The organism is Rhodanobacter aciditrophus, from assembly GCF_050026795.1.
Taxonomy (GTDB): Bacteria; Pseudomonadota; Gammaproteobacteria; order Xanthomonadales; family Rhodanobacteraceae; genus Rhodanobacter_A.
On record NZ_JALBWP010000012.1, the window covers coordinates 465,331 to 487,553 of the forward strand.

A 22,223-nucleotide genomic window follows, 5' to 3' on the forward strand; every position below is an offset into this window, starting at 1 on the left:
CACCCCGCGCAACGCTGCCATGGCGGATCCCGCCGGCGTCCTGCGGCAACGCCGCCGCAGGGCCCTGTCGCCCTGCCCGACATCGCCGCCGCATACCGTTGAGGCTGCGACGATGACGAAGATCAACGTGTTCGTCTTCGCGGCGCACCACCTGTCCGGCAACATCGCCGCACAACGGTTCAAGGGCCTGCTGAAATATCTGGACCCGGCGAAATACCGGATCTTCGTGTTCGCCCGCGGAACCGCAACGGGAACCGGCACGACACGGTCGGCGACCGGGAACGTCACCATCTTCGCGCTGCCGGGACACTGCGTGGGCAGCGAATCTTCCGCTGCAGCTTCGCTGCTGACCCTGGCGTCGGCTTTCCTGCGCCCGCTGCCGTTGCTGCTCGGCAACAGCAGCGGACAGCGGCGCCCCTGGCTCGTCCAGGCGCTGGCCAAGGCCGATCGGCTATGCGCGGAAAAACGGGCGACGGGCGAACGCTGCGCAGTCATCGGCACGTATTCGCCGATCGACGCCCTGGTCGCCGCCGCCAGCCTGGCCAGCCGGCACCGCATCGGCTGCATGCAGGACTTCCGCGACGGCCTGGTGTACGAACCGCTGGGCAGACCGGGACGCCTGCACGCGCTAGCGCGCCAGATGGTCGAGCGGCGCGTGGTGGCCCCCGCCACCTTGATCTCCTCGGTGAGCCGGCCCCTGGTCGACGACTTTCAACGCCGTTACCCCCACAAGACCACGATCAACCTTCCCAACGGCTTCGACCCCGAGGATTTCGCCAGCCCGGCCGACAGCTCCGGCAGCGCAAGGCAGGCTGCGGCGATCCTGGCCCGGCACGTTCCGCCCGGCGCGCAGCTGATCGGCCATTTCGGGCGCATCGGCGCCAGCGATGGATCCGCGTCGGACAGTCTCGACTACCTCATCGATGCCCTGAACGACTCCGCCGACGCCACGGCAGGCAGGCACCTGATGTTCGTGGGCGAGCTGACGCCGCGCGAGCGGACGTCCATCGAGCGCGCCAGGTTCTCCGTCAGCGTGCTGGAACCGGTCGAGCGCGCGCTGGCGCTGCAGCTGATGAAGCGGTGCGACACCTTGCTGCTGCTCACCGGCTCGCGCACCAGCTGCGCCACCGGGAAACTGTTCGAATACCTCGCCGCGGGAGCCGCCATCGTCTGCATTTCCGCTGTCCCCAACGAGGCGACGGCGATCCTCGGCGAGACGGGCGCCGGGCGGACCCTGCTGACCAGCACCACGACGGGGGCCGCAGCGCTGCGCGCGGCATTGTCCCCGCCCGCCGCCGACGCACGTCGCGACGTCAGCGCGTACAGCCGGGTTGCGCAGGCCGGCGCGCTCGACCGGTGGATCAGCCAGATGGTGACGGCATGAATTTCGGCAACGATCCGTCATCGGCGTCCCCTGCGCTGCCCGCCGCGCCGCCCGAGCTGCTGGGCGGCGCAGGCAAGTACCGCATCACTGCGCGGCACATCTTCCTTGGCGTGGCCTTCCTGCTGCTGCTGCTTGCGGTGGTCATCCCCAATTCGCTGCCCGTCCCCACGGCGGCGGCGATGGGGCTGGCGTTCTTCCTGGCACTACCCGGCATGCGCGTCGATCCCGGCTTCCGGACCCTGCTCGCGCTCTACGCCGCCACGGTGATCGTGACCGTCTTCTACATGGTCGTGGGCGGCATGCACGATGCGCCATTGGTCGCCCTCGCCCAGGTGTTCGCGATCTACATCGCGTCGCCGTTGCTCTGGATGCTCATTGCCCATTCCCTCCTGAGATGGATCGGGGCCGACCGGCTGATCGACTGGCTCGCCCTGCTCAGCCTGTTGTGCGCCCTGAGCGTCGGCGTGTTCTTCTACCTGTACCTCACGCGCGGCGCGGCGGCCGTGGCGTTCTTCTTCAAGGGCGCCAACGTCAATCTCAACAACGGATTCGCCGGCGCCACCATGCACGTCTACGGCTCGCTGATCTTCCTGTGCGGAGCCTTCTTCAGTTCGCCCGAACTCATCCGTAACCGGTTGCTGCGGTTTGCGCTGTTGGCGATGCTGCTGGCCAGCGCGCTCACCTCCGGCCGTTCTGCGCTGATCCTGTCGGTGCCCATGGGCTGGCTGCTCGGCCTGGCGCTGATGTCGCGCACGATCGGCAACACACGAAGGTCGGCGTTCACCCAGCTGGTCCGCTACGGCCTGCCGATGCTGGCGGCCGCCGCGGCCGCACTGTTCCTGCTGCAGGCCTATACGCAGATCAACCTGAGCACGGTGTTGAGCACCGTCACGGACAAGGTCGCCTCGGGCGGCGGCAGCGCACGGGTACAGATGGGCCATTCGCTGCTCCACGGCATCCTCGAGAACGGCGGCTTCGGCTCCGGCCACGGCGTCGGCGTCGACTACGTCAGCGATCCCATCCATCCGTGGCGCTACGAACTGGTGTGGATGGCCACGCTCTACCGGGTCGGAATATTCGGCACGCTGGTCTACGCCTTGCCGTTCCTGCTCTATTTCATCGGAGTGCTGCGCCTGGCCTACGGCCGTCGCCTTCCGGCGCGGCACAAGTTCATGTTCTGCGGCCTGGTCTGCGCCTTCCTCGCCACCAACACGAACCCCTACATCGAGGCCTTCGCCTTCCAGTGGATGTACGTCATCCCGCTGGTGGCGCTGTTCATCGAGTACCCGGACTGCTTCAGGAAGGCGCCGGAATGAAACGCCTCAAGGTGCTGCTGTTTTCCAGGTATTCGCGGCTAGGCCCAAGCAGCAGGCTTCGCAGCCTGCAATATCTGCCGTTGCTGCAGGACCGCGGCATCGACGTCGAAGCGCATGCGCTTTTCCCCGACACTTATCTCGAGAAGCTGTACGGAGACCACCCGGAGGCCGCCCGGCGCGGCGCGTGGCGACACTACGTTCGCCGGATCGGACAAGTCCTGCACCACGACAGGCACGATGTCGCCTGGATCGAGGGCGAGTTGTTCCCTTATCTGCCGCACTGGCTCGAATCGGCGCTGGCGCGCGCCGCCAGGCCCTACGTCGTGGACTACGACGATGCGCTGTTCCACAAGTACGACTTGTCGTCCAGTCCGCTGGTAAGGCGCGTGCTTGGCGACAAGATCGACCAGGTCATGCGCGGGGCCGCGTGCGTGGTCGCCGGCAATCGCTACCTCGCCGCGCGCGCCGCGCAGGCAGGCGCCAGGCGGATCGAGATCATTCCGACCGTCGTCGACGAGAAGCGCTATTCCGTGGTGGATCACGCGGACGTTGCGCGGCCGGTCATCGGCTGGGTCGGGTCGCCAGCCACCGAGGAATACCTGCTCGACAACCGCGAGGTGCTGGAGCAGGTGTGCACCAGGCTCCACGCCCGCCTGCTGCTGGTCGGGCCGCGGACGGAGGTCGCCGGCCAGTTCGGGGGTCTGGAACCCGAGGTGGTGGCATGGTCGGAGGACAGCGAGGCCGCCACGATCGCCCGCATGGACATCGGCATCATGCCGCTGCGCGACGGCCCGTGGGAACGCGGCAAGTGTGGCTACAAGATCATCCAGTACATGGCCTGCGGCCTGCCGGTGGTCGCCTCGACGGTCGGCGCGAACATCGACATCGTGCGACACGGCGAGAACGGCTTCCTGGCGAGCGGGACGGCTGCGTGGCGGGACGGTCTCGAACGGCTCATCCTGAGTCGCCCCTTGCGTACGCGCATGGGCCGGGCCGGCCGCGCGCGGGTCGAGGACGAATACAACGTAACCGCGCAGGCATCGCGTCTTGCCGAGGTGCTGCGCAGCGCGGGGTCGCACTGATGTGCGGCGTCGCCGGGTTCTGGCAGTTGCGCGGCGGCGCGCGGGACGCACTCCTGGACCAGGTGCAGTCGATGTCGGCCAGGCTGACCCATCGCGGTCCCGACGACAAGGGTTCATGGTGCGACGAATCGGCCGGCATCGCGCTCGCGCAGCGACGGCTGTCCATCCTCGATCTCTCGCCCGCCGGCCATCAGCCTATGCCGTCGGCCTGCGGACGCTATGTCCTCGTGTTCAACGGCGAGATCTACAACCACCTGGACCTGCGCCGCCGCCTTCTGGCAGAGGCTGCGGCGCCGGCGTGGCGCGGGCATTCGGACACCGAGACCCTGCTCGCCTGCTTCGTCGCCTGGGGCGTCGAGCAAACCCTGCGCGCCTGCGTCGGGATGTTTGCAATCGCACTGTGGGATCGCCAGCGGCGGGTACTCACGCTTGCGCGCGACCGCATGGGCGAGAAGCCGCTGTACTACGCATGGCAGGGCGATACCCTGCTGTTCGGCTCGGAACTCAAGGCGCTGAAGGCACATGCGGCCTTCCGCGCGGACGTCGACCGCGACGCACTGGCATTGCTGCTGCGCCACGATTGCATCCCCGCGCCGTATACGATCTACCGCGGTGTCTCCAAGCTTCGCCCCGGGCATCTGCTGCACATCGCCGCCGACGCCCCGCGAAACGCGCGGCCCGCGGGGTACTGGAGCTACAACGAGGCCGTCAGCGCCGGCCTGGACAACCCGTTCCGCGGGTCGGACGCCGAGGCCATCGATGCACTGGAGGAGCGGCTCAGCGCCAGCATCGGCGCGCAGATGCTGGCCGACGTGCCCCTGGGTGCGTTCCTCAGCGGCGGCATCGACAGCAGCACGGTCGTGGCGCTGATGCAGGCGCGCAGCAGCCGTCCCATCAAGACCTTCACCATGGGATTCGGCGAAACCGGCTACGACGAGGCCGCACATGCCAAGGCCGTGGCGAGGCATCTCGGCACCGAACACACCGAACTCTACGTGCGGCCCGACGACGCTCTGGCCGTCATCCCCAGGCTGCCCTCGATCTTCTGCGAACCGTTCAGCGACAGCTCGCAGATTCCCACCTTCCTGATCAGCCAGCTGACCCGTCGCGAAGTAACGGTGGCGCTGAGCGGCGACGGCGGCGACGAGCTCTTTGGCGGCTACAACCGCTATCTAGGTGCCCGCACGACCTGGGAGCGGATGCGCCGCCTGCCGCTGTTTGCGCGGCTCGCCGGCGCCGGCGTTCTGCGCTCCGTGTCGCCGAACGCATGGAACCGCTGGTTCGAACGCGCCAAGCCGCTGCTGCCGAAGCGATGGCACCTGGCCACACCAGGCGACAAGGCACAGAAGCTGGCCGGCGTGCTTCCGCTGTCCAGTGGCCACGCCTTCTTCCTTCACCTCGCCAGCCAATGGAAGAACCCCGCCAGCATCGTGATCGACGCACACGAACCCGCCACGCTGCTGACCGACCCGCGCGCCTGGCCGAACACCAGGAGCCTGGCGCAATGGATGATGGCCATGGATGCGCAGAGCTACCTGCCCGACGACATCCTGGTGAAGGTCGACCGTGCCGCGATGGCCAACAGCCTGGAGACCCGGGTGCCCATGCTGGACCATCGGGTGGTCGAGCTGGCGTGGCGCCTGCCCCTGCACCAGAAGATACGCAACGGCGAAGGCAAGTGGCTCCTGCGCCAGGTGCTGTATCGGCACGTGCCCAGGGAACTTGTCGAGCGGCCGAAGATGGGTTTCGGCATCCCGCTCGACCGCTGGTTGCGCGGCCCCCTGCGCGAGTGGGCGGAAACCCTGCTCGATGAGCGCCGCCTGCATCAGGAAGGCTTCTTCCGCCCCGCGCCGATCCGGCAGAAATGGAAAGAGCACCTGAGCGGGCGGCGCAACTGGCAGCACCCGCTGTGGACCGTGCTCATGTTCCAGGCGTGGCTGGATCAGAACCGGAGGACGTCGCCATCATGAAAACTGTCCTGTTCGCCAACACGGATTGGTACCTCTACAACTTCCGCCGTTCGCTGGCGATGGCGCTGCAGCGGCAGGGCTGCGACGTCCTGCTGATATCTCCGGCGGGGCCTTACGGCGACAAGCTTCGCGCCCTGGGCCTGCGCTGGGAGCCGCTGCCGATGGCGCGGCGCAGCCTCAACCCGCTGCGCGAAGCGGCCCTGCTGTGGCATCTCGTCCGCCTGCTGCGGCGCGAGCGGCCGATGCTGGTGCACGGCTTCACCATCAAATGCGCCGTGTACGGCTCGCTGGCGGCGCGGCTCGCGGGCGTGCCCGCCCGGGTGAACGCCGTGGCCGGGATGGGCTATGTGTTCACCAGTTCGGAGATGAAGGCGCGATCGCTGCGGCCGCTGGTGCGTGCGCTGTTGCGCCTCGCGCTCGGCGGACGGGGGGCACGCCTCATACTGCAGAATGCCGACGACGTGGCGTTGTTCCGGCGCGCCAGGCTGGTCGACGCGCAGCACATCCGCCTGATCCGCGGCTCGGGAGTGAACTGCGCGCAGTTCGCCACCGCGACGCGCACGATGGCGGCGAACGACGGACGCATGCGCGTGCTGCTGGCCAGCAGGCTGCTCTGGGACAAGGGCCTCGGCGAGTTCGTCGCCGCCCTGCGGCAGCTCCGCCGCGAGGGCTGCGCGATCCGCGCCCTGCTCGCCGGCACGCCTGATCCCGGCAACCCGGCTGCGGTTCCGGAAGAGACGATACGCGGCTGGGTCTCAGAGGGGCTGGTCACCTGGCTGGGTCACGTCGAGGACATGGCCGGCCTGCTGGCTTCGGTCGACGTGGTGGTGCTGCCGAGCCATCGCGAAGGACTGCCGAGAACCCTGGTCGAGGCCGCGGCCTGCGGGCTGCCACTGATCACCACGGACGTACCCGGTTGCCGCGAAGTGGTGACCGACGGCGTCGACGGCCTGCTGGTTCCGAAAGGCGACGGCGAGGCGCTGGCACATGCCATCCGGCGGCTGCGGGAAGACCCGGAGCTCGCGCGCCGTCTGGGCGACGCGGCCCGTCGCAAGGCAAGATCGCAATTCGACGAACACATCGTGATCCGGCAGACGCTGGCGGCCTATGCGGAGTTGTGCGACCCGCCTGCGGTGCCTGCCGAATCATCCCCTGGGCGCCCGTCTTCCGCGTCATGCGCCACGGTCACACCTCTCCCTCATGCGCCGTGCGGAGAAGCGCATCCACCCGCCACGGAATCGACCGATGAGCGTCACCGGCGACGCGACGTCCGTTCCCGGAGCCACACACGACAGGAGACCTGACCATGCGATCCCCACCACAGGTGACGAATGTCCTGGATTTCCTGCCTGCGACGGAGCATGCCGCCATCCGTGCGGGCAACAGCTCCTACGATTGCACGGGAGGCATCCAGGCAGCCATCGACAGGGCCGCAGGCAAGGTGTTCGTGCCCGCCGGGGTCTACCCCGTGAAGCAACTCAACCTCAAATCGGACATCGAGCTGTACGGTACGGGACCGGCCAGCGAGCTGAGGGCATACGACGATTCGCCCGCCTGCGAATTCATGCTCGTCACCTACGTGCGAGACGGTGGCACTCCCAACGTCGCGGACAACATGCGCAACATCTATCTGCACGACCTCAGGCTCAACGGACGCGTCGCCGAGTTCGGCTACCAGCAGTACTTCTACCTGCTGGCAGTCAACGCCACGTCGGACCTGACGGTCGAGCGGGTCACCTTCCACGGTTTTCGCGGGGACGGCATGTACGTGGGATCGGGAACGCTCCGCAGCACCGAACGCCACAACCAGCGCATCGCCGTGCGCGATTGCGTGTTCGACGGTGCGGTCAAGGACAACCGCAACGGCCTCTCCATCATCGATTGCGACCATCTGACGGTCGACAACTGCCTCTTCCAGAACATCGGCAACGCGAAGCTTTCCCACTCGGTGGGAGGCATCGATTTCGAACCGGACCATGACTGGAGCGTGTACCGCAACGTGACCATCGCCCATTGCCGCTTCGTCGACATCGACACGGTGAACACGGCCGGCATCACGTTCTTCAATGGCCACCAGTCGGGCGACAACATCCACGATTGGGTGGTGTCGGATTGCCAGTTCACGAATTGCTACTGGGGCATCGATTCCGCAACGAGGCCCAAGACCGCCGCGAGCGCAGCCGACAACCTCTCCGTGCTCAACTGCCGGTTCCTCAATTCGATCCGCGTCGACGTGGCGGTCAACGGCCTCAGCGGCACGCAGATCAGCGGATGCACTTTCCAGCGCTCGCCACCGGGTTCCGGCCCCGGCGGCGACGCGATAAGGCTGGGGTCCTTCGCCTACCGGACCAGCGAAAACGCCATCAACACGGTGATCACGGGCAATACCTTCATCGGCATACGTCCGCAGATGGGCGCAATCGGCGTGCTCGGCGCCAACCATGTGGTCTGCGCAGGCAATACATTCGTCGACATCCACGGGTCATGCATCAACTTCGCCGACGGCAGCACTCCCGACGACAGCCGTGACATCGAAGCGGTGATCATCTCCGGAAACAGGATCAGGCGGAGCGCACAGGCGACTCCCGGCGCCGCCGGCATGTCATTCCTGAGTACCAGCGATCGGATGCGCATCACCAGGGGGTATCTGGTGGTGAAGCGCTCGATCGAATACGCCAACGGCATCGAAGGCAACGTAAAGCACGTCGCAGCCGGCGCAACGATCGAGTTTGTGGGAATCAGGTGATCCGCCCTCCGGTATCGTGCGGCGCGGGCGCTTCGACGCAACCTGGCTCACCTTTTCGGCAACGTCAGCCGGGATGGATCGACAACCCGCCCCTGGCGAATCGACCCGCGCCCTGGCCCGGTGTTGCAGGCCAATCCCTCCTGCCTGCGCGCCTCCTGGCGCAGCCACATGCGCATGACTGTCACCATGTATACGCCAAGGATCAGGCAGAACGTCGTGAGATTCGCCCCCGCCGAATGCTCGACGCTGCTGACGACCGCGCCGATCGACGCGAGGCCGGCGGCAAGCGCGACCAGCGCAACCAGGGTGGTCCGGGGGCCCAGGCCGGCCTCCAGCAGGATGTGGTGGATATGCCCACGGTCAGGCTGGAACGGCGAGCGGCCCTGGCGCATGCGTCGGCACATCACCGCAAGCGTGTCGAACACCGGTAGCGCCACGCACCACAGGACGTCGACGGGCGACAGATGTGTCTGCGGCATCTGGCTCAACCGGATGAGCGCCCATGCCAGCAGGTAGCCGATCACCGTGCTGCCCGCGTCGCCGAGGAAAACCTTCCCGCCCGCGAAGCCGAGGTTGACCGCCAGGTACGGCAGCGTCGCCGCGGCCAGCAGGGCCAGCAGCACGATCGCCCCGTGCAGGGGCGTGGGCAAGGCAAAAAGGATGACGGCGGCGACGCTGACCAGGGTCAGACTGCCGGCCAGGCCGTCGATGCCGTCCATCATGTTGAACGCATTCATCAGGCCGATGACGGCAAGCACCGTAGCGGGGACGCCGAGCCAGCCCAGCACGACGTCGTGACCAAAGATGTGGCCCAGCGTGTGGATGTATACGCCGGTACTGGAGATGACCGTCAATATCACGATGGTCTGCGTCAGCAGGCGATCCCGTACGCTGAGGCTGAAGCGGTCATCCAGGGCGCCGAGCAGGGCAAGCACCGCGGCGGTCTCAAGCAGTATCCCCTCGAAGCGGTGGAAGGCGCCGTAGCAGAGGGCGCCTGCGATCATTCCGGTGAAAATCGCCAGCCCCCCCACCAGCGGCACCTCGCCAAGATGCCGTTTGCGTTGGTCAGGGCGGTCCACCAGGCCCAGCACGCCGGCAAACCGGCGCATCGCGACGATCACTACTGCCGACGTTCCTGCAGCAACCAAGCCATCGAGGATCAACCGCAGTTCCTGCATGGGACCTTCGCCTCCCAACCAATCTCGAGCGGGTCCCCCGGCTCCGAACGAGTTCAATTTGTGGGTGATTCAGCCGGCGGAGGGTGGAACCCTTGACGATCCGTGTCTCCAGACCGCGTATCCGCCAGGCCGATACTTTCTCCTGCTTGGATCAATCCGAAGCCGTTAGACAACTCGACAGTGACGAGGCGAGAGAAGCACAACGCTCTAACGCCAGACTTTCGAACCTATCATCTTTGGATGCCGTTTCTTATACCGCCAAAATGACCTATTCAGCCGCCGCCGGTTTATATAAGCGCCACATGAACCATATGTTCAAATAATGTTTGGATAAATCTGTCCATTCCATGAATCCATACTCTTGGCGCAGAGCCTCCTCCTGCGGCCAGAATATCCGCCCCAGGCGACTCGCAAGAACGAGGCAGAAACGGAGAAACGCATCGCGCTGGATTCCGGCGGGATGGACAACGTGCCGGGCAGTCGCGCGGCGCAATCAAGCCGATGCGCCTCTGCAAGAGGCGCATGGCATGTGCGTCAACGCGGCTGAAACGACGACCACTTGCCGATTCAGCACCGCCGCCACTTGCGCGGAGCTGCAGCGGAACACCATTTCAGGATTGCGTCAGTGGGTCGCGCTGTAATTTGCGGCAGCCGCACTGGTGACCAAGGTTGCCGACGGCAGCAACTGGCTCAGGAAACGATTCCAGCGGGTTATGCCTGCAGCACCGACGAATACGACATCACCCGGCTTCAACCTGAAATCGTCCGCGAGCGCAAACGCGGACGGCGAATGGGCATCGAGATGGAAGACCTTGGCCGGAGCGTTCTTGATGTCGTTCGCACCACGAACGACATAGACCGCCTTGCCGTTGGCCGTGACCGGGTTAAGGCCCCCAACACGGCCCAGCGCCTGGGTCAGCGTGATGTAGGGCAGCGTCCTGAACGTCACCGCCTGGGGACGCATCACCTCCCCCATCACGTACACCTCCTCGGAGTCGTTATAGGAAAGCAGCAGGCGATCCCCCGCCTTCAGGTAAATGTCCTTCGCCAAGTCCCGATTGTCGTACAGGGCGGCAAGGTCCAGATGGTAGTTGCGGCCGTCGCGGTTCAGCACCAGATCCGACATATTGGCCTGATCGGCATTGATGGTGGCCGTGCCCAGGGCCTGCGCCAGTGTCAGCGGAACCGAAGTGATCGGCTGGGGATCGGTCTTCATGAAAGCGCCCTGGAACAGCACGTGCTGGCTGTTGTAGCCGACGACGCTGACGTCCACCTGCGGTTTGGTCACGTACTTCGCGAGCTTCGACTGGATGGTCTGGCGCACCTCTTCAATCGTCATTCCCCCGACCTTGATGGCCCCCACGTAGGGATAGAACAGGGTACCGTCCGAGCGCACCAGGCGACCATTGGCTGCAGTCTGCTGCTGCGTACCGGCAGGCGACGTCAGCTCGGGATGATCCCACACCGTGATGTAAAGCGAGTCTCCCGGCCCGATACGATAGGGCCCAGGCTGATAAGACAACAGATCCTGCGGCACCGCTGCAGTCAGCACCGGTGATCGTTTTTCCGCCATTAGCTGCGGGGTGATCGTCACCAGCTGAATCTGGCTGCTGTCGGTTGGTGTGCCGCGAACCAACCCCTTCTCGGTCATATTTTGACCGGGCGACCACACACAGCCATTGGCAAGCAATGTAAACCCGAGAATGGTAAATGCACAGGTCTTTTTCATGATCAACAGGTCCTCAAAGATGCAATCTGCCGGTAATGCGCAAAATGCCAACTGACGGCACGAATGATTCCATGGGTCCATGCCTTTTTGGGCCGCACTCGCTCCTTCCCGAAAGCGATGGCCCGCTTTCGGGAACAGACAGCCAAACCAGATCGGTTGATAACTGCGGCGAAAATCAGCCGCCAGCAAGGGGAAGAACGTGATGACACATGCAATGTGAAAGAAACATCATAATCGGCATGCGTATTTAGAAACCGTACACCTGATTAAATCATCAACTGCAGGTTCATTACGCCACGCCAGATTCCTTTCCGACCGCAGGATCCGGCCTACCGGCGTCATCGACACGGTCATCTCTGTACGCATGGCAGCGGCGTGCCAGGAGCCAGGTTGCCGGGGGTGATCTGGCGCTGCAGGCGTCGCACCGCCGGCCGGTATCGATGCGCCTGCCGCGCTTCGATATCGGCAGTCCGTTGACAAATTTTTGTCCGTGGCTGACTCGCCGCGCCATCAGGCGCCTGATGCGTGCAACGCTCGAGCGATGTTCGCCAACCCGTCGCGGCACAGCCATGTGGGAGCCGGGCAGGCCATCACTCACCGCAATTCGCCAACGCTCGAGGCAAACCGCGACATCGATCGCAGATTCATACCCGGAGTCCCGGCGTGCAATCTCCGATCGTGCCCGCGCTGCCGTTTGGCACGATACTGGCATCATATCAAGGCCCTCAGCCGCCTGTTCAGCCAACCGGTACGGACGCGAAGAACCATGGAAAACAACGAGAACAAGCCGTTCTGGGGGAAAAATTCCCGGGGATTCTGGCTCATTGTTTGCCTGGTGATCAGCGCAGTCGCTGGCTGGGTGATGTTTCAAATGCACATCCTCCATTGATCCCGGGGATCCGGCACAGATCTCGCTGCCGGTAGGACATCGCCTCGGCGCCAGGCGCCCGAAGCCGTACATCGACGTATCGAACTCCTTCGTCGACTCGATGGTCGAAGCCTGGCGCACACACCGCTGGTGGTGGCCATGCAGCACATGGTGCCGGAGTAGCGTTGTCGGCACGCGGGAACGTGTTGCCACGCCATCCAACGACACCGCACATTAACTCTAGATGACTTTGCCCCGCGGCGTAGGATCCTGCAGGGGCCTGCACGATATACCGTGGCATGGGCGGCGTCGTGCCTGCGCAATCGCAAAAGCATGCTCCCCGCCGAAATGCCGACGCGCGCTGCGCGCGCATCGAAAATCCCGCAAGGGAGCACCTCGGGATGGCTGCATCGGAAAGCTGGAAAGCTGCACTCTTCCTGGAGAGCTGGCACGTCTTCACCAGCGTGAAGCGGCTGGAACTGGAATGAACACCGGCACATTCACCATATCCATCGACTTCGAGCTGTACTGGGGCGTGCGCGACTCCCGCGGCCTCGACGCTTTCCGCGATCGTCTGGATGGCGCTCGCAAGGCCATCCCGCTGATGCTCAATCTGTTCGAGCAACATCAGATCCACGCCACGTGGGCAACGGTGGGTTTCATCCTTTGCAGCGATCGCGACGCGGCCCTGTCGGCGGCACCGATCGAACGACCCGGTTACGAGAATCGCGCACTCTGCCCTTACCGGTATCTGGAACAATCGACAGCTCTCGACGGGCGCTACCATTTCGCGCCCGAGCTGGTCGAATTGATCGCTGCGACGCCGGGACAGGAGGTGGCGAGCCACACCTTCTCGCACTACTACTGCCGCGAAGCTGGCCAGACCGTAGCAGCGTTTCGCGCCGATCTTGCCGTGGCCGTCCGCACCGCAGCGGCACAAGGGCTCGTCCTGCGCAGCCTGGTGTTTCCCCGCAACCAGTGGAATCCCGACTATCTGGAAGTGCTGGCCGAACACGGCATCTCTGCCTACCGCGGCAACGAGCAGGGCTGGCTCTACGCCGCTACCAATCGGGTCGAGCAGAACGCGGTCAGACGCATAGGCCGGCTCTTGGACAGCTACGTCAATCTCAGCGGGCACCACACGTATCCGCTGGAGAGCTGTGCCGGCGGGCTGCCGCTCAACTTTCCGGCCAGCCGTTTCCTTCGTCCCTACAGCCGGCGGCTGGCCTGGCTGGACGGCTTGCGATTGCGCCGGATCACGCAGGCCATGCGCCACGCCGCCAGGCGCCATGAGGTCTTCCACATGTGGTGGCACCCACACAATTTCGGCATCGATACCGACCAGAACATGGGCTTTCTGGAACGGATCATCGAGGAGTTCGAATATTTGCGGCGCCATGACGGCATGCGCTCGCTGGGCATGGCCGAACTCGCCGACGCGTTGACTGCGCGATGAACCCGCGGACACCACGCATCGTCATGCTATGCGGCGATGGGCCCTCGTCCCGCTACATGTACAACGCACTGGCAAGCGAGATGGAAATCCTCGCCGTCGTGATGGAGCGCAAGCCCTCGGCCCGGGCCATGATCCGGCACCGGCTGCGCCAGCTGGGCTGGCGCACGGTCGTCGGCCAACTTGCCTTCCTCGCGTTCAATCGGCTGCTGGCGCAGCGCCAGCGCCGCCGCAGCAACGAACTGGCCCTTCGCTACGGGTTCCGGGACGAGCCGCCCCCCGCAGGCATCACCCATCGGGTGGACAGCGTCAACGCGGCCGTGGTGCGTCGCCTGCTCAGGAAACTCGACCCGGACGCCGTGGTCGTCAACGGCACACGGATCCTTTCGCGCAAGGTGATCGACTGCATCCCGCGTCCCTTCGTCAATACCCATGCCGGCATCACGCCGCGTTACCGAGGCGTGCACGGCGGCTACTGGGCGCTGGTCCACGACGATGCCGAAAACTGCGGCGTCACCGTGCACCTGGTCGATGCCGGCGTGGATACCGGCGGCGTGCTGTACCAGCAGCGGATCCAGATCGGAACCAGCGACGGCTTCAACACCTACCCACTGCACCAGCTTGCCGCCGGGATCCCGTTGATGAAGAAAGCCCTGCGCGACGTGGTCGACGGCACCGCGACCACCCGCGACGGTGTCGCCCCATCCCGACTCTGGTATCACCCGACACTCGGCCAGTATCTCAGGTACCGCTTTTCCAGGTCGGTCAAATAGCGCCTCCGGGTCAGGAACCCGGCAGCCATGGCGCCTCATGATCCGCCCTTCTCCGCATGGCGCGGTTTGCACTCGCCCCGGGCGATATCGGCCAAGAACAAGGCCGGAAGCCCTGATTTTCCGCAGTCTGCCGGCCTTCTTTGGACGTGGTGGCGTCTGTCCGACAATCCTCGGGAAGTCTTGCCCTGCAACGATCTTGGAAGTTGCAGGCTGCGAGTCCCCTTCCCCCAAAGTTGCCCCGGCGTGTCGCAATGACTGCCCAACTGGCACTCGCCAGCGCGGCTGGCGTGGGTCGATGGCCAGCGGGCCTTCGCGCGCGATGTGGTTGGGTTGGGCGGTTCACCCAGCACGCACTCTCGCTACGCGGTCATCGGATAGGGAGTATGGTGACTGGACATCCACTCGCCATGAGCCGCCCGAATGAGCAAAGCGCCCGAGACTCTGACCGCCGCCGACATCCACGCGGTGTATTCCAGCAAGAAGGTCGATTCTGTAGCTGAACATGCCACACAGTTTCATTCGACGAAGCGCTTTGCCCGCGATCCCGGACACACCGGCCAGGCACCCTTGAACCCCAGGGATCAAAAGGGCAAAAATCGCAGTTGAGCAGCGATCAGTCGCCCGGGCCATCCAATCATTCCTGCGGCTGCCACCCCGCCTTGCCAGGCTGGCGCAGCATCGGTCGCAATGCATGCCCCTGCGCACCACATCGGACAAGAAAAAGGCCGGAACCGTTGCTATTGCTAGGGTTTCCGGCCTTTTTTGGATGCCGTTGGACGGCTTGTTGGTGGGGTGGCGTCTATCTAACAATCGCCTGCAAGCGTTGCCCTGCAACGATTCCATGATTTGAAGCCGGCAAGCTACCGTCAAAGTTACCGTCAGACAGTCGCGATGCCCGGACGCCAGAACCTCACTCCATGGTGCATTCGCACCCATCAGTTCGGAGCAATGCGACGGTCTGCCCGAGGGTGGAGCAGGACGTTCGAAGTCGCTGGCGAAGGCCTCCCGGCCTAGCAGTAGACCCACGCCGGTCGAAGGTCTGCGCCTACAGCCAGTGCAGCTATGCCGGCGCATGCTCACGACGCCCCAGCCGTCAGGCCTTATCCGATGGCCGTCAGGCGATGCCGACGCGCATAAGTCAGGCGCGGGCCGATCCCTGGGGCACTATCCTTCAGGCATGCCATGCCCACCCATCTACTGGCAGAAGGCTCACTACGCGGACACGCTGTTCGCGAGCCTCGACCAGGCGGGCGTGAAGGTGTTCGCTACGATCGGCGCCTGTGTCGGGCCGCTGACCGGGCAATGGCTGGTCATCATCAAGCGCAAGGGTCGACCTGACCTAAGCGGCCGCGCGAGCTCCCTCGACCAAGCCAAACGGTTCGCGGAGCAATGGGCGCAGAGGCACTGGCAAACGGTTTAGGGGCACCGAACAGTACCCGCGGGGATGACGGCAGGTGCCGAATTGGGCCAGACCAGTCTGTGGAGAGGCCGCCATATTAACGAGCTCTGACAACTGTCATTGTCAGAGGTGCAAATTTTCCCAATGGCTCCGAGCCGCGGTGTTGCCGGTCGCCTGAACTCGCCTCCACAGACATAGGCGCCCAAGTAGCCGAAACGTTTCTACTTGGGCGCCTATCTATGTAGATAATAGGCGCCCAAGTAGGAACACGAGTGCCGTGAGGTGCCCTGAAATCCCGAGGGCCACGCGCCGTGATTCCCTCGCGCGCGCGCGCGCGCGCGATGTGGGCGGCTTGGTGGTGATCACCCTAAAGCTGGCGAGCTCGAACGGGACTATAGTGCGCTGACGTACCAAGGAGGTGCGTCACCTACCGGAGCTGCCGGCAGATAGGGGGCTCATGTACCGTCGATTCATCCTGGCCGCTGTGCTTGGTCTGGCCTATGCCTTTTCCACCGCCACGCCTGCTTACCAGCTGGCGCCGCCCCAGCCAGCGCCGAAGACGCAGCAGCAACCAGTACCGACCGCACACGACGATCGCCTGATCGAGTCGGGGAGCTACGTCAACAGGGCCGGCCTCACCGTTCACCGACCCGCGCACACGGTCTCGGGCAATGCCCCTACAGGGGCAACGGCTCAATGCAGAGATGGCGGCTACAGCTTCAGCCAGCACCATCGGGGCACCTGCTCGCATCACGGCGGTGTGGCGCGCTGGCTCTGACCTGGCAGGGTTGATAAGCACCGTTACATCGCTGCTGGCGTTTAACCAAGGGGAGCCAAAGATGCAAAGCCGCCTTCTTCAGCTGATTGGAGCTAGCACCTGCATTCTGCTCGCCGCATGCCAGGCGCAGCGGCAAGGCTCAGGGGACAATAGGTCACAGTCAGCCGCGAAAATTCGACAGCTATCTGATCAAGTTGCCCAACTTCAAAAAGACGTCACTTCCATGAAGGGTGACATCACGATGTCGCAGATGCGCCTTGACGCAAACGGCGTCGCCTACCTAACACCAGGGGACAACGGCTTCTCAATAGTCAATGCAGGTATTGGCAATCTGACCGTGCAACTCTCGGACGTCGTTCCCTACGCCAACGGATCGAAGGTCGTTCTCAAATTCGGCAACCCATACTCGGCCAGCATCAGTGGACTTAAAGCAACTCTCGACTGGGGACAAACGGGCCCCGATGGAATGCCAATCAATGCAGCCGAGACCACAAAGGACTTCACATTTCCACAGACTCTCCGGGCCGGAATGTGGACTTCCGTCCCGGTCATTCTGGAGGGCGTGCCACCATCACGCTTGGGCTTCGTAAGGGTGAGAAACGTTTCGCAGGCGGAAATTTTTCTGATGAACTAGCGATCTGCTCGCGCACGAAGCGCTGCAGGCAACTTCCGACGCAACTACAGCGCAAAGGGGGGCCAGGTGCTGGGCGCGCCTCACTTCAAGGAGTGAATGATTCCTAGCCGATACAGCACGTACCTGATGATCAGAATCAAGATCACAGCGGGCAACCATTTTCTTGCCCACTTCTTTGTCGCATCTGCTGCTTCCTGTACGCGCTTGTTTCGGCGCACCATGAACACCCTGTAGTCGTCTGTTTTATACGCGACGAACAGGCGCGATCGCGGGAGGGGTGGCGGCTTCACCCGAAAAACATTACATGGGCGAATTGACGCTGTCCAACAACTGTTTCTGACCCCGCAGCGCCTTGGCAAGCAGGCGTAGCTTGGGCCGCGTGCCACCCTTCCAGCCGTTACGGCTTGATGCGGCCTTGCCCTCGGCGCTTTGTGGCCCGGTGGATCTCAACCACGGCCGCCACAGGCGGATCGCCTCTGCCTGCCTTCGCCGACGCTCGGGTGTCCAGCCGTTTGCCATGGTCATGCTCCAATAGTTCGGTTCGCGCCCTCTCACTTTGCTTCGCGTGCGCGACCGCCGTGCCGTTGTTCACCTGCTGGTGCCCGTGTGCGATGTTGGCCTGCTTGGCGAATACCACGGGCGGGTTCTTGATCGCCGCTAGCGTCTCCAGTGTGGCGCGACACTGGTTCTGCGCACGCATGGCAAGCCGCAGGTACGTCTCGGTGGCTTCCAGGTGCTCACCCATGTTCATGGCCGCTCGGTGCGCCAGCTCGGCGAACATAACGTCTAGGGTGGTGGCCTGATTGCTCAGAACGGCTTCGACTTGACTGAGGTCGCCATCGTTCAAGGCGGCGGCCTGTTCCTTGAGCACGTGGGTGAGCTCCGTCAAACAAAGCTCACCCAAGTCAGCTTTTGCATACCGCACGATGGTTCGGGCAGCTCCAAGATGGGGGCTGATCGCGACCCTCGCCAGCGCGTGGTCGCGCGCCTCGCCCGGCTCGGCCTCGACAGCCAGGCTGCGGGACTTCGGCATGACGGGCGCAACTTTCTTGGATGGCATGGACGTTCCTTTGGTAGAGGGTGACCTACCGCGCATCACGCGTGCCCAACGCCGCCGCAGTCGATCCGCGGGAAGCTATCAGGCCTGCTGCCCATGCTGGGGAAGGTTGTCGCCAATTCCTTGATCACCTCGTTCGCACGATCCTCGATGGCTTCAAGAAAGGCAGACAGCGAGTCGGTCTTGTCCCGGTAAACCTTCGCGGCTTCCTGAAGGAGGTACAGTCCGGCCACCTTTGCGGGGGTCTCGGTTAGGTATGCGATGGCTTCCTCGGGACTGTGCCCGAGGAGGGTGCGCCCATCAGCTACAAGAGTCGCCCAGCCAGGACTGTTGAACAGGGCGACCAGGCGTTGCGTTGTGCCTTCGTCGATCTCTGGCAATGCACGCTTGTTCATAGATCACTCCGGGCTAAAGAAGGAACTGCCGCCGTTGATGAGACTGAACAGCCCAGAACCGAGGCCCGAATTTGAGCCACCGGAATTGAGCGCATTCAACAGCGATGCGCCAGCCATCAGGCCGCCTGTGATGTTGCCTGCTGTGTTCTGGAACACCGGCTGCGAGTTGGTCTGCGTGACCGGATGCGCGAGCGCGTTCACCTGGTTCATGTAGTTGCTGAGGTTGCTGTACGGCAGCTGCTGGTTGTAGTTCCAGGCGCTCTGTGCGCCGTTGATGTAGTTCTGCGCCTGCTGCTGCTCGAGCGCGCCGGCCTGCCCCACCGCGCCGAGGTTGGCGAGGTTTGACGCGTTGAGGCCTGGGGTGTTCGCCGCGGCCTGCTGCTGCAGGTTGCGCTCATTCTGGTAGTTGCCGCCGTAGATCTGCGTCGCCAGCTGGTTCATCTGGTCGTTCTGGACCGGAATCGACGCCTCGATGTTGCGACCCGCCTGTCCGAACTCACTGGAGACGCGGTTCTGCACCGCATTCGCGGCCTGGTTGAACGTGCTGGCGAGATACGGGTTGCTGTCCGGGTTGAGGTAGTTCCCGTCCAGCACGTTCTGCGTGTAGCCGTTGGCCGCGCCGAGCGTCGGGTTGCCGCCGGTGCCGAGGCTGTTCGCGCTCGTCAGGTACTGTTCCTGGATCGACGACAGCGGCGCCACCGTCGAGCCCGGGTAGTACTGCGGGCCGCCCTTCTGGTAGAGCTGCTGCGCCTGGCCTGCGCCGAACTGGTTGGCATCGTTGAGCCAGCTCGGCAGGGACGTGGCGTTCGTCGTGGTGACGTTGCTCGGGCCGCTGCTCATTGGCCAGTCTCCTTTTGCAGGTTGATGGCATTCATGGAATTTCCCTCCATTTCTCTTGTTGTGGGCGCTAGTGAGAGTGGAAGCATTGGCCTCGGCGTATGGCCTGCTGCTGCAAGAAACTGTGTGGTGGACTTGTCGAACCAGAGCGCAATCGATGGCTCGTTGCCTGTGGCGCGCTGCTTCAACACGTTGAGGTAGGTGTTGGCGTTACCGATGCGTTCGGGAATCAGCGTGCCGCTCCGCTCGAGGGCTTCCTGCGCGCGTTCGAGGGGCTTGTTGCGCCAGACCTCGATCACTGTGTCGACCATGTCAGTGATGCCGCCGGAACCCTTGACGGCCATCTTTCCGGCCGGGTGATCCTCGCTCTCGACCTTGCGCATGTGGGCCACGATGGCGACGTGCGTGCCTTCCAGCCGGGCGAAGTCCGAAAGCTCCTCCACGAACTGCTTCTGGCCGGCGTAGTCGTCGTCAGCGAACCCGCACTTGGTCAGGTTGTCGATCACAAACAGCTCGATGCCGTAGCGGCGCCTGGCGTAGCGGAAGACCTCGAGAATCCGCTTCGCCTTGGCTGCACCAGCCACATCGAAGGCCCACAGCTGCCCTTTGAGCGATCGGACGATGGCCCGGATGTAGGCCTCGGTCGGGTTCGGCGTGCCGGCGATCTGTCGCACCATCCGCATCAGCCAGACCGGCGTCCTGAACTCCATCGAAGCGACGCAGCAGCGGATATCGTGCGTGGCCATGCTGGCGACCACATGCGAGATGACGGCGCTCTTGCCGTGGCCGTTTACACCGGCCCAGATAGATGTCTCGCCCGGACGAAGTAGCAGCAGGTCGTGAGTCTTCTGCCAAGGAAGGCGAAGACCCTCATCAACTCGGGTGAACTCGCTCCACACCGCATCCTCGAAATCCGCTGCCGGCTTCAACTCCGATGGATCGAGAGTCCGTGCGTCGCGCAGGCAACCGGCCATTTCCGTGTCCGTGACTCCCTGCATCAGGCAGTCGTTGGCGTCCTTGTAGGGCAGCTGTACCAGCCGGCAGCGTTCCCGCCCCAGACGTTCGGCGATTTCACGCTCGGCCTGCTGCCCCGGGCCATCGCTGTCCAGCGAGAGGTAGATCGTGTCGTAGACGGACAGGCGGTCGAACTCGGTCGCAATCCAACCCTGCTTGGCGCCACCACCGCCGCCCATCGGCACCGACAGGGCCGGGAAGCCGTAGGTGTGCCAGGCCATGGCATCCAGTTCGCCCTCGGTGATGATCACGCAGCGTGCGTCGTCGGCAATCGCTTGCCAGCCGAATAGGCACGGCTCGCACTCGGCATCCTGCCGGAACGACTTCGGTAACTTGCGGTACTTCGCGGCTACCAATTCGCCGTCCCGGAGGTATGGAAACATCAGCCAGCCGTCACGAGATGCGAGGCGATACGCCTCGATGGTGCCAGGAGCGATTCTCCGCGCCTCAGTGAGCCACGCAGCATGCTCGGAATGGAGACGTACCACCCCGTCCCTCGTCGGCCTCTGGAAGCGCCTCTGGGGCGGATCGAGTCGATCCTCGCGAATGCCGAGGTAATCGAGCGCCTCCTTGCACGCGTCGCGCAGTGAGAGCTTTCGGCAGGCCATCCACAGCCCGACCAGGTCACCGCTATCGCCGGAGCTGAAGTCGCTCCAGACGCCCGCCTTGTCGCCAGTCAGGTGCACCCCAAGCGACTGGCCGGCCTCCCCGTCTGCCGATCCAACGCGCCATTCCTGGCCGACGCGCTTGCCGTTCGGAAGCAGCAGGCGCACCACGCCATCGACCTGAGCGGATAGCCGCTGAGCAATCTCGGTCGCTCGCATCAGACCGCCCTCCTCAGCCAGCTTTCGTCGTCGTTGCCCGGCGCGGCATGAGCCCCATTGCTCCGCGCCGGCTCGGCTTCGTCTTCCCAACGGCGCCCGTTGAGCCACGTCGCGGCATGCGGGATGTACCGGCCACCGTCACGCTGCCACTGATCCGACTGCCGCTGCTTGGCCAGCGCAGCCAGCATCACACCCATCAGCGCCTCGTCAGGCCTGAGCTTGGTTAGCGCCTTCACGGCAGCCCGCTTGCCGACATGCCGCGGGTAGGCTGACCAGAACCGCTCGAGGTTCGCTGCTGGATCGGTCGATCGCTCAGCGATCTGAGCAAGAGTTTTCCTCTGGGAAGGGGAATCAGGAATCAGGGAAGGGGAATCAGCCGGGCCGGAACTGTGTGCGGCCTGTTCTTGCACTGTGCTGGCACTGTGCGGGTTCTGTGCTCCTCCGTGGTTAGCTCCGTGCTCGCCTGGTGCCGGTATCAAACTGGCCGGTTCCCGCACATGTGGGTTCTGGTGCTTTGTGAAGTTCGGAATGGCGATATACCCCACTCCACCAACCACATAGCGCACGACAAAGGCATGCTGTTCGAGCTCGTCGAGTAGCGCCCCAATGTCGCACTGGTCGTAAGGCAGATACTCAGCCTTGAGTCGCTTCGGGCGATCTTCCAGGCGACCCTCGCGGTCTGCCTCACACCACAGCCCTACAAACAGGATGCGAGCGAGCGGATTGCACTCGGCGAGGGCGTCGTTCTTGAAGAATCCCGGTTTGATGTTCCTTGCGCGTGGCACG

The 22,223-nt window shown here is 64.2% G+C and carries 19 protein-coding genes; 12 read left to right on the top strand and 7 right to left on the bottom strand.

Going from position 1 to position 22,223, the window contains the following annotated elements; translation table 11 throughout:
- Positions 1-19: 19 nt before the first annotated feature.
- The 6 genes from ACQGNW_RS15135 to ACQGNW_RS15160 are packed head-to-tail and all read left to right on the top strand — an operon-like array spanning position 20 to position 8,498.
- A complete protein-coding gene (locus ACQGNW_RS15135; RefSeq protein WP_426664060.1) occupies positions 20-1,384 on the top strand; it encodes a glycosyltransferase family protein in 1,365 nt (454 codons plus the stop codon).
- Positions 1,381-2,700 carry a hypothetical protein gene (locus ACQGNW_RS15140; RefSeq protein WP_426664061.1) on the top strand — a complete coding sequence of 440 codons (1,320 nt, stop codon included), beginning with the start codon at positions 1,381-1,383 and terminating at the stop codon, positions 2,698-2,700. The genes ACQGNW_RS15135 and ACQGNW_RS15140 overlap by 4 nt, the downstream gene beginning before the upstream one ends.
- Positions 2,697-3,782: a glycosyltransferase family 4 protein gene (locus ACQGNW_RS15145; RefSeq protein WP_426664062.1), complete on the top strand. Its 1,086-nt coding sequence runs from the start codon at positions 2,697-2,699 to the stop codon at positions 3,780-3,782. The genes ACQGNW_RS15140 and ACQGNW_RS15145 overlap by 4 nt, the downstream gene beginning before the upstream one ends.
- Complete coding sequence (asnB, locus tag ACQGNW_RS15150; RefSeq protein ID WP_426664063.1) at positions 3,782-5,752, top strand: asparagine synthase (glutamine-hydrolyzing); 1,971 nt, start codon at positions 3,782-3,784, stop codon at positions 5,750-5,752. Before ACQGNW_RS15145 ends, asnB begins: the two co-directional genes overlap by 1 nt.
- Positions 5,749-7,056 carry a glycosyltransferase family 4 protein gene (locus tag ACQGNW_RS15155; protein ID WP_426664064.1) on the top strand — a complete coding sequence of 436 codons (1,308 nt, stop codon included), beginning with the start codon at positions 5,749-5,751 and terminating at the stop codon, positions 7,054-7,056. Before asnB ends, ACQGNW_RS15155 begins: the two co-directional genes overlap by 4 nt.
- Positions 7,057-7,058: 2 nt before the next feature.
- Positions 7,059-8,498: a right-handed parallel beta-helix repeat-containing protein gene (locus ACQGNW_RS15160; protein ID WP_426664065.1), complete on the top strand. Its 1,440-nt coding sequence runs from the start codon at positions 7,059-7,061 to the stop codon at positions 8,496-8,498.
- 47 nt (positions 8,499-8,545) lie between these two features.
- Here ACQGNW_RS15160 and ACQGNW_RS15165 read toward each other — a convergent pair whose 3' ends face one another.
- Together ACQGNW_RS15165 and ACQGNW_RS15170 are read right to left on the bottom strand one after the other, a co-directional pair.
- Positions 8,546-9,676: an undecaprenyl/decaprenyl-phosphate alpha-N-acetylglucosaminyl 1-phosphate transferase gene (locus ACQGNW_RS15165; protein ID WP_426664066.1), complete on the bottom strand. Its 1,131-nt coding sequence runs from the start codon at positions 9,674-9,676 to the stop codon at positions 8,546-8,548.
- Between the two features lie 622 nt (positions 9,677-10,298).
- Positions 10,299-11,405 (bottom strand): polysaccharide biosynthesis/export family protein, encoded by a 1,107-nt coding sequence (locus ACQGNW_RS15170; protein WP_483434308.1) that lies wholly within the window; start codon positions 11,403-11,405, stop codon positions 10,299-10,301.
- A gap of 1,167 nt (positions 11,406-12,572) precedes the next feature.
- Here ACQGNW_RS15170 and ACQGNW_RS15175 point away from each other — a divergent pair.
- The 6 genes from ACQGNW_RS15175 to ACQGNW_RS15200 all read left to right on the top strand — a co-directional run bounded on the left by ACQGNW_RS15175 (position 12,573) and on the right by ACQGNW_RS15200 (position 17,310).
- Complete coding sequence (locus tag ACQGNW_RS15175) at positions 12,573-12,761, top strand: hypothetical protein (RefSeq protein ID WP_426664067.1); 189 nt, start codon at positions 12,573-12,575, stop codon at positions 12,759-12,761.
- Positions 12,758-13,729 (top strand): polysaccharide deacetylase family protein, encoded by a 972-nt coding sequence (locus ACQGNW_RS15180; protein ID WP_426664068.1) that lies wholly within the window; start codon positions 12,758-12,760, stop codon positions 13,727-13,729. Before ACQGNW_RS15175 ends, ACQGNW_RS15180 begins: the two co-directional genes overlap by 4 nt.
- A gap of 56 nt (positions 13,730-13,785) precedes the next feature.
- Entirely contained in the window at positions 13,786-14,499 is a 714-nt protein-coding gene (locus tag ACQGNW_RS15185; protein ID WP_426664069.1) for a formyl transferase, read from the top strand.
- A 420-nt stretch (positions 14,500-14,919) separates the two neighbouring features.
- Positions 14,920-15,105, top strand: coding sequence for a hypothetical protein (locus ACQGNW_RS15190; protein ID WP_426664070.1), 186 nt, complete (start codon positions 14,920-14,922; stop codon positions 15,103-15,105).
- A gap of 1,250 nt (positions 15,106-16,355) precedes the next feature.
- Positions 16,356-16,676, top strand: a complete 321-nt coding sequence (locus ACQGNW_RS15195; protein WP_426664071.1) for a DUF3761 domain-containing protein — start codon at positions 16,356-16,358, stop codon at positions 16,674-16,676.
- A 61-nt stretch (positions 16,677-16,737) separates the two neighbouring features.
- The gene (locus tag ACQGNW_RS15200; protein WP_426664072.1) at positions 16,738-17,310 is read left to right on the top strand and encodes a DUF3251 domain-containing protein; all 573 of its coding nucleotides are present in this window, start codon (positions 16,738-16,740) and stop codon (positions 17,308-17,310) included.
- 397 nt (positions 17,311-17,707) lie between these two features.
- On the opposite strand, the gene ACQGNW_RS15205 is transcribed toward ACQGNW_RS15200, so the two are convergent.
- The 5 genes from ACQGNW_RS15205 to ACQGNW_RS15225 are packed head-to-tail and all read right to left on the bottom strand — an operon-like array spanning position 17,708 to position 22,222.
- Positions 17,708-18,370 carry a hypothetical protein gene (locus tag ACQGNW_RS15205; RefSeq protein WP_426664073.1) on the bottom strand — a complete coding sequence of 221 codons (663 nt, stop codon included), beginning with the start codon at positions 18,368-18,370 and terminating at the stop codon, positions 17,708-17,710.
- A gap of 35 nt (positions 18,371-18,405) precedes the next feature.
- Positions 18,406-18,762 carry a hypothetical protein gene (locus ACQGNW_RS15210; protein WP_426664074.1) on the bottom strand — a complete coding sequence of 119 codons (357 nt, stop codon included), beginning with the start codon at positions 18,760-18,762 and terminating at the stop codon, positions 18,406-18,408.
- 3 nt (positions 18,763-18,765) lie between these two features.
- Positions 18,766-19,602, bottom strand: coding sequence for a hypothetical protein (locus tag ACQGNW_RS15215; RefSeq protein WP_426664075.1), 837 nt, complete (start codon positions 19,600-19,602; stop codon positions 18,766-18,768).
- Positions 19,599-21,437, bottom strand: a complete 1,839-nt coding sequence (locus ACQGNW_RS15220; RefSeq protein WP_426664076.1) for a bifunctional DNA primase/helicase — start codon at positions 21,435-21,437, stop codon at positions 19,599-19,601. The genes ACQGNW_RS15215 and ACQGNW_RS15220 overlap by 4 nt, the downstream gene beginning before the upstream one ends.
- Positions 21,437-22,222, bottom strand: a complete 786-nt coding sequence (locus tag ACQGNW_RS15225) for a hypothetical protein (protein ID WP_426664077.1) — start codon at positions 22,220-22,222, stop codon at positions 21,437-21,439. Before ACQGNW_RS15225 ends, ACQGNW_RS15220 begins: the two co-directional genes overlap by 1 nt.
- Position 22,223 lies beyond the last annotated feature (1 nt).

Bases quoted from the DNA above. Each gene is read 5' to 3' on its own strand.
- ACQGNW_RS15180 (WP_426664068.1), top strand. From the start codon at position 12,758: ATGAACACCGGCACATTCACCATATCCATCGACTTCGAGCTGTACTGG.
- ACQGNW_RS15195 (WP_426664071.1), top strand. From the start codon at position 16,356: ATGTACCGTCGATTCATCCTGGCCGCTGTGCTTGGTCTGGCCTATGCC.
- ACQGNW_RS15175 (WP_426664067.1), top strand. From the start codon at position 12,573: ATGGGCGGCGTCGTGCCTGCGCAATCGCAAAAGCATGCTCCCCGCCGA.
- ACQGNW_RS15160 (WP_426664065.1), top strand. From the start codon at position 7,059: ATGCGATCCCCACCACAGGTGACGAATGTCCTGGATTTCCTGCCTGCG.
- ACQGNW_RS15220 (WP_426664076.1), bottom strand. From the start codon at position 21,437: ATGCGAGCGACCGAGATTGCTCAGCGGCTATCCGCTCAGGTCGATGGC.
- ACQGNW_RS15185 (WP_426664069.1), top strand. From the start codon at position 13,786: ATGTACAACGCACTGGCAAGCGAGATGGAAATCCTCGCCGTCGTGATG.
- ACQGNW_RS15165 (WP_426664066.1), bottom strand. From the start codon at position 9,676: ATGCAGGAACTGCGGTTGATCCTCGATGGCTTGGTTGCTGCAGGAACG.
- ACQGNW_RS15145 (WP_426664062.1), top strand. From the start codon at position 2,697: ATGAAACGCCTCAAGGTGCTGCTGTTTTCCAGGTATTCGCGGCTAGGC.
- asnB (WP_426664063.1), top strand. From the start codon at position 3,782: ATGTGCGGCGTCGCCGGGTTCTGGCAGTTGCGCGGCGGCGCGCGGGAC.
- ACQGNW_RS15210 (WP_426664074.1), bottom strand. From the start codon at position 18,762: ATGAACAAGCGTGCATTGCCAGAGATCGACGAAGGCACAACGCAACGC.
- ACQGNW_RS15205 (WP_426664073.1), bottom strand. From the start codon at position 18,370: ATGCCATCCAAGAAAGTTGCGCCCGTCATGCCGAAGTCCCGCAGCCTG.
- ACQGNW_RS15155 (WP_426664064.1), top strand. From the start codon at position 5,749: ATGAAAACTGTCCTGTTCGCCAACACGGATTGGTACCTCTACAACTTC.
- ACQGNW_RS15170 (WP_483434308.1), bottom strand. From the start codon at position 11,405: ATGAAAAAGACCTGTGCATTTACCATTCTCGGGTTTACATTGCTTGCC.
- ACQGNW_RS15215 (WP_426664075.1), bottom strand. From the start codon at position 19,602: ATGAGCAGCGGCCCGAGCAACGTCACCACGACGAACGCCACGTCCCTG.
- ACQGNW_RS15140 (WP_426664061.1), top strand. From the start codon at position 1,381: ATGAATTTCGGCAACGATCCGTCATCGGCGTCCCCTGCGCTGCCCGCC.
- ACQGNW_RS15200 (WP_426664072.1), top strand. From the start codon at position 16,738: ATGCAAAGCCGCCTTCTTCAGCTGATTGGAGCTAGCACCTGCATTCTG.
- ACQGNW_RS15135 (WP_426664060.1), top strand. From the start codon at position 20: ATGGCGGATCCCGCCGGCGTCCTGCGGCAACGCCGCCGCAGGGCCCTG.
- ACQGNW_RS15190 (WP_426664070.1), top strand. From the start codon at position 14,920: ATGAGCAAAGCGCCCGAGACTCTGACCGCCGCCGACATCCACGCGGTG.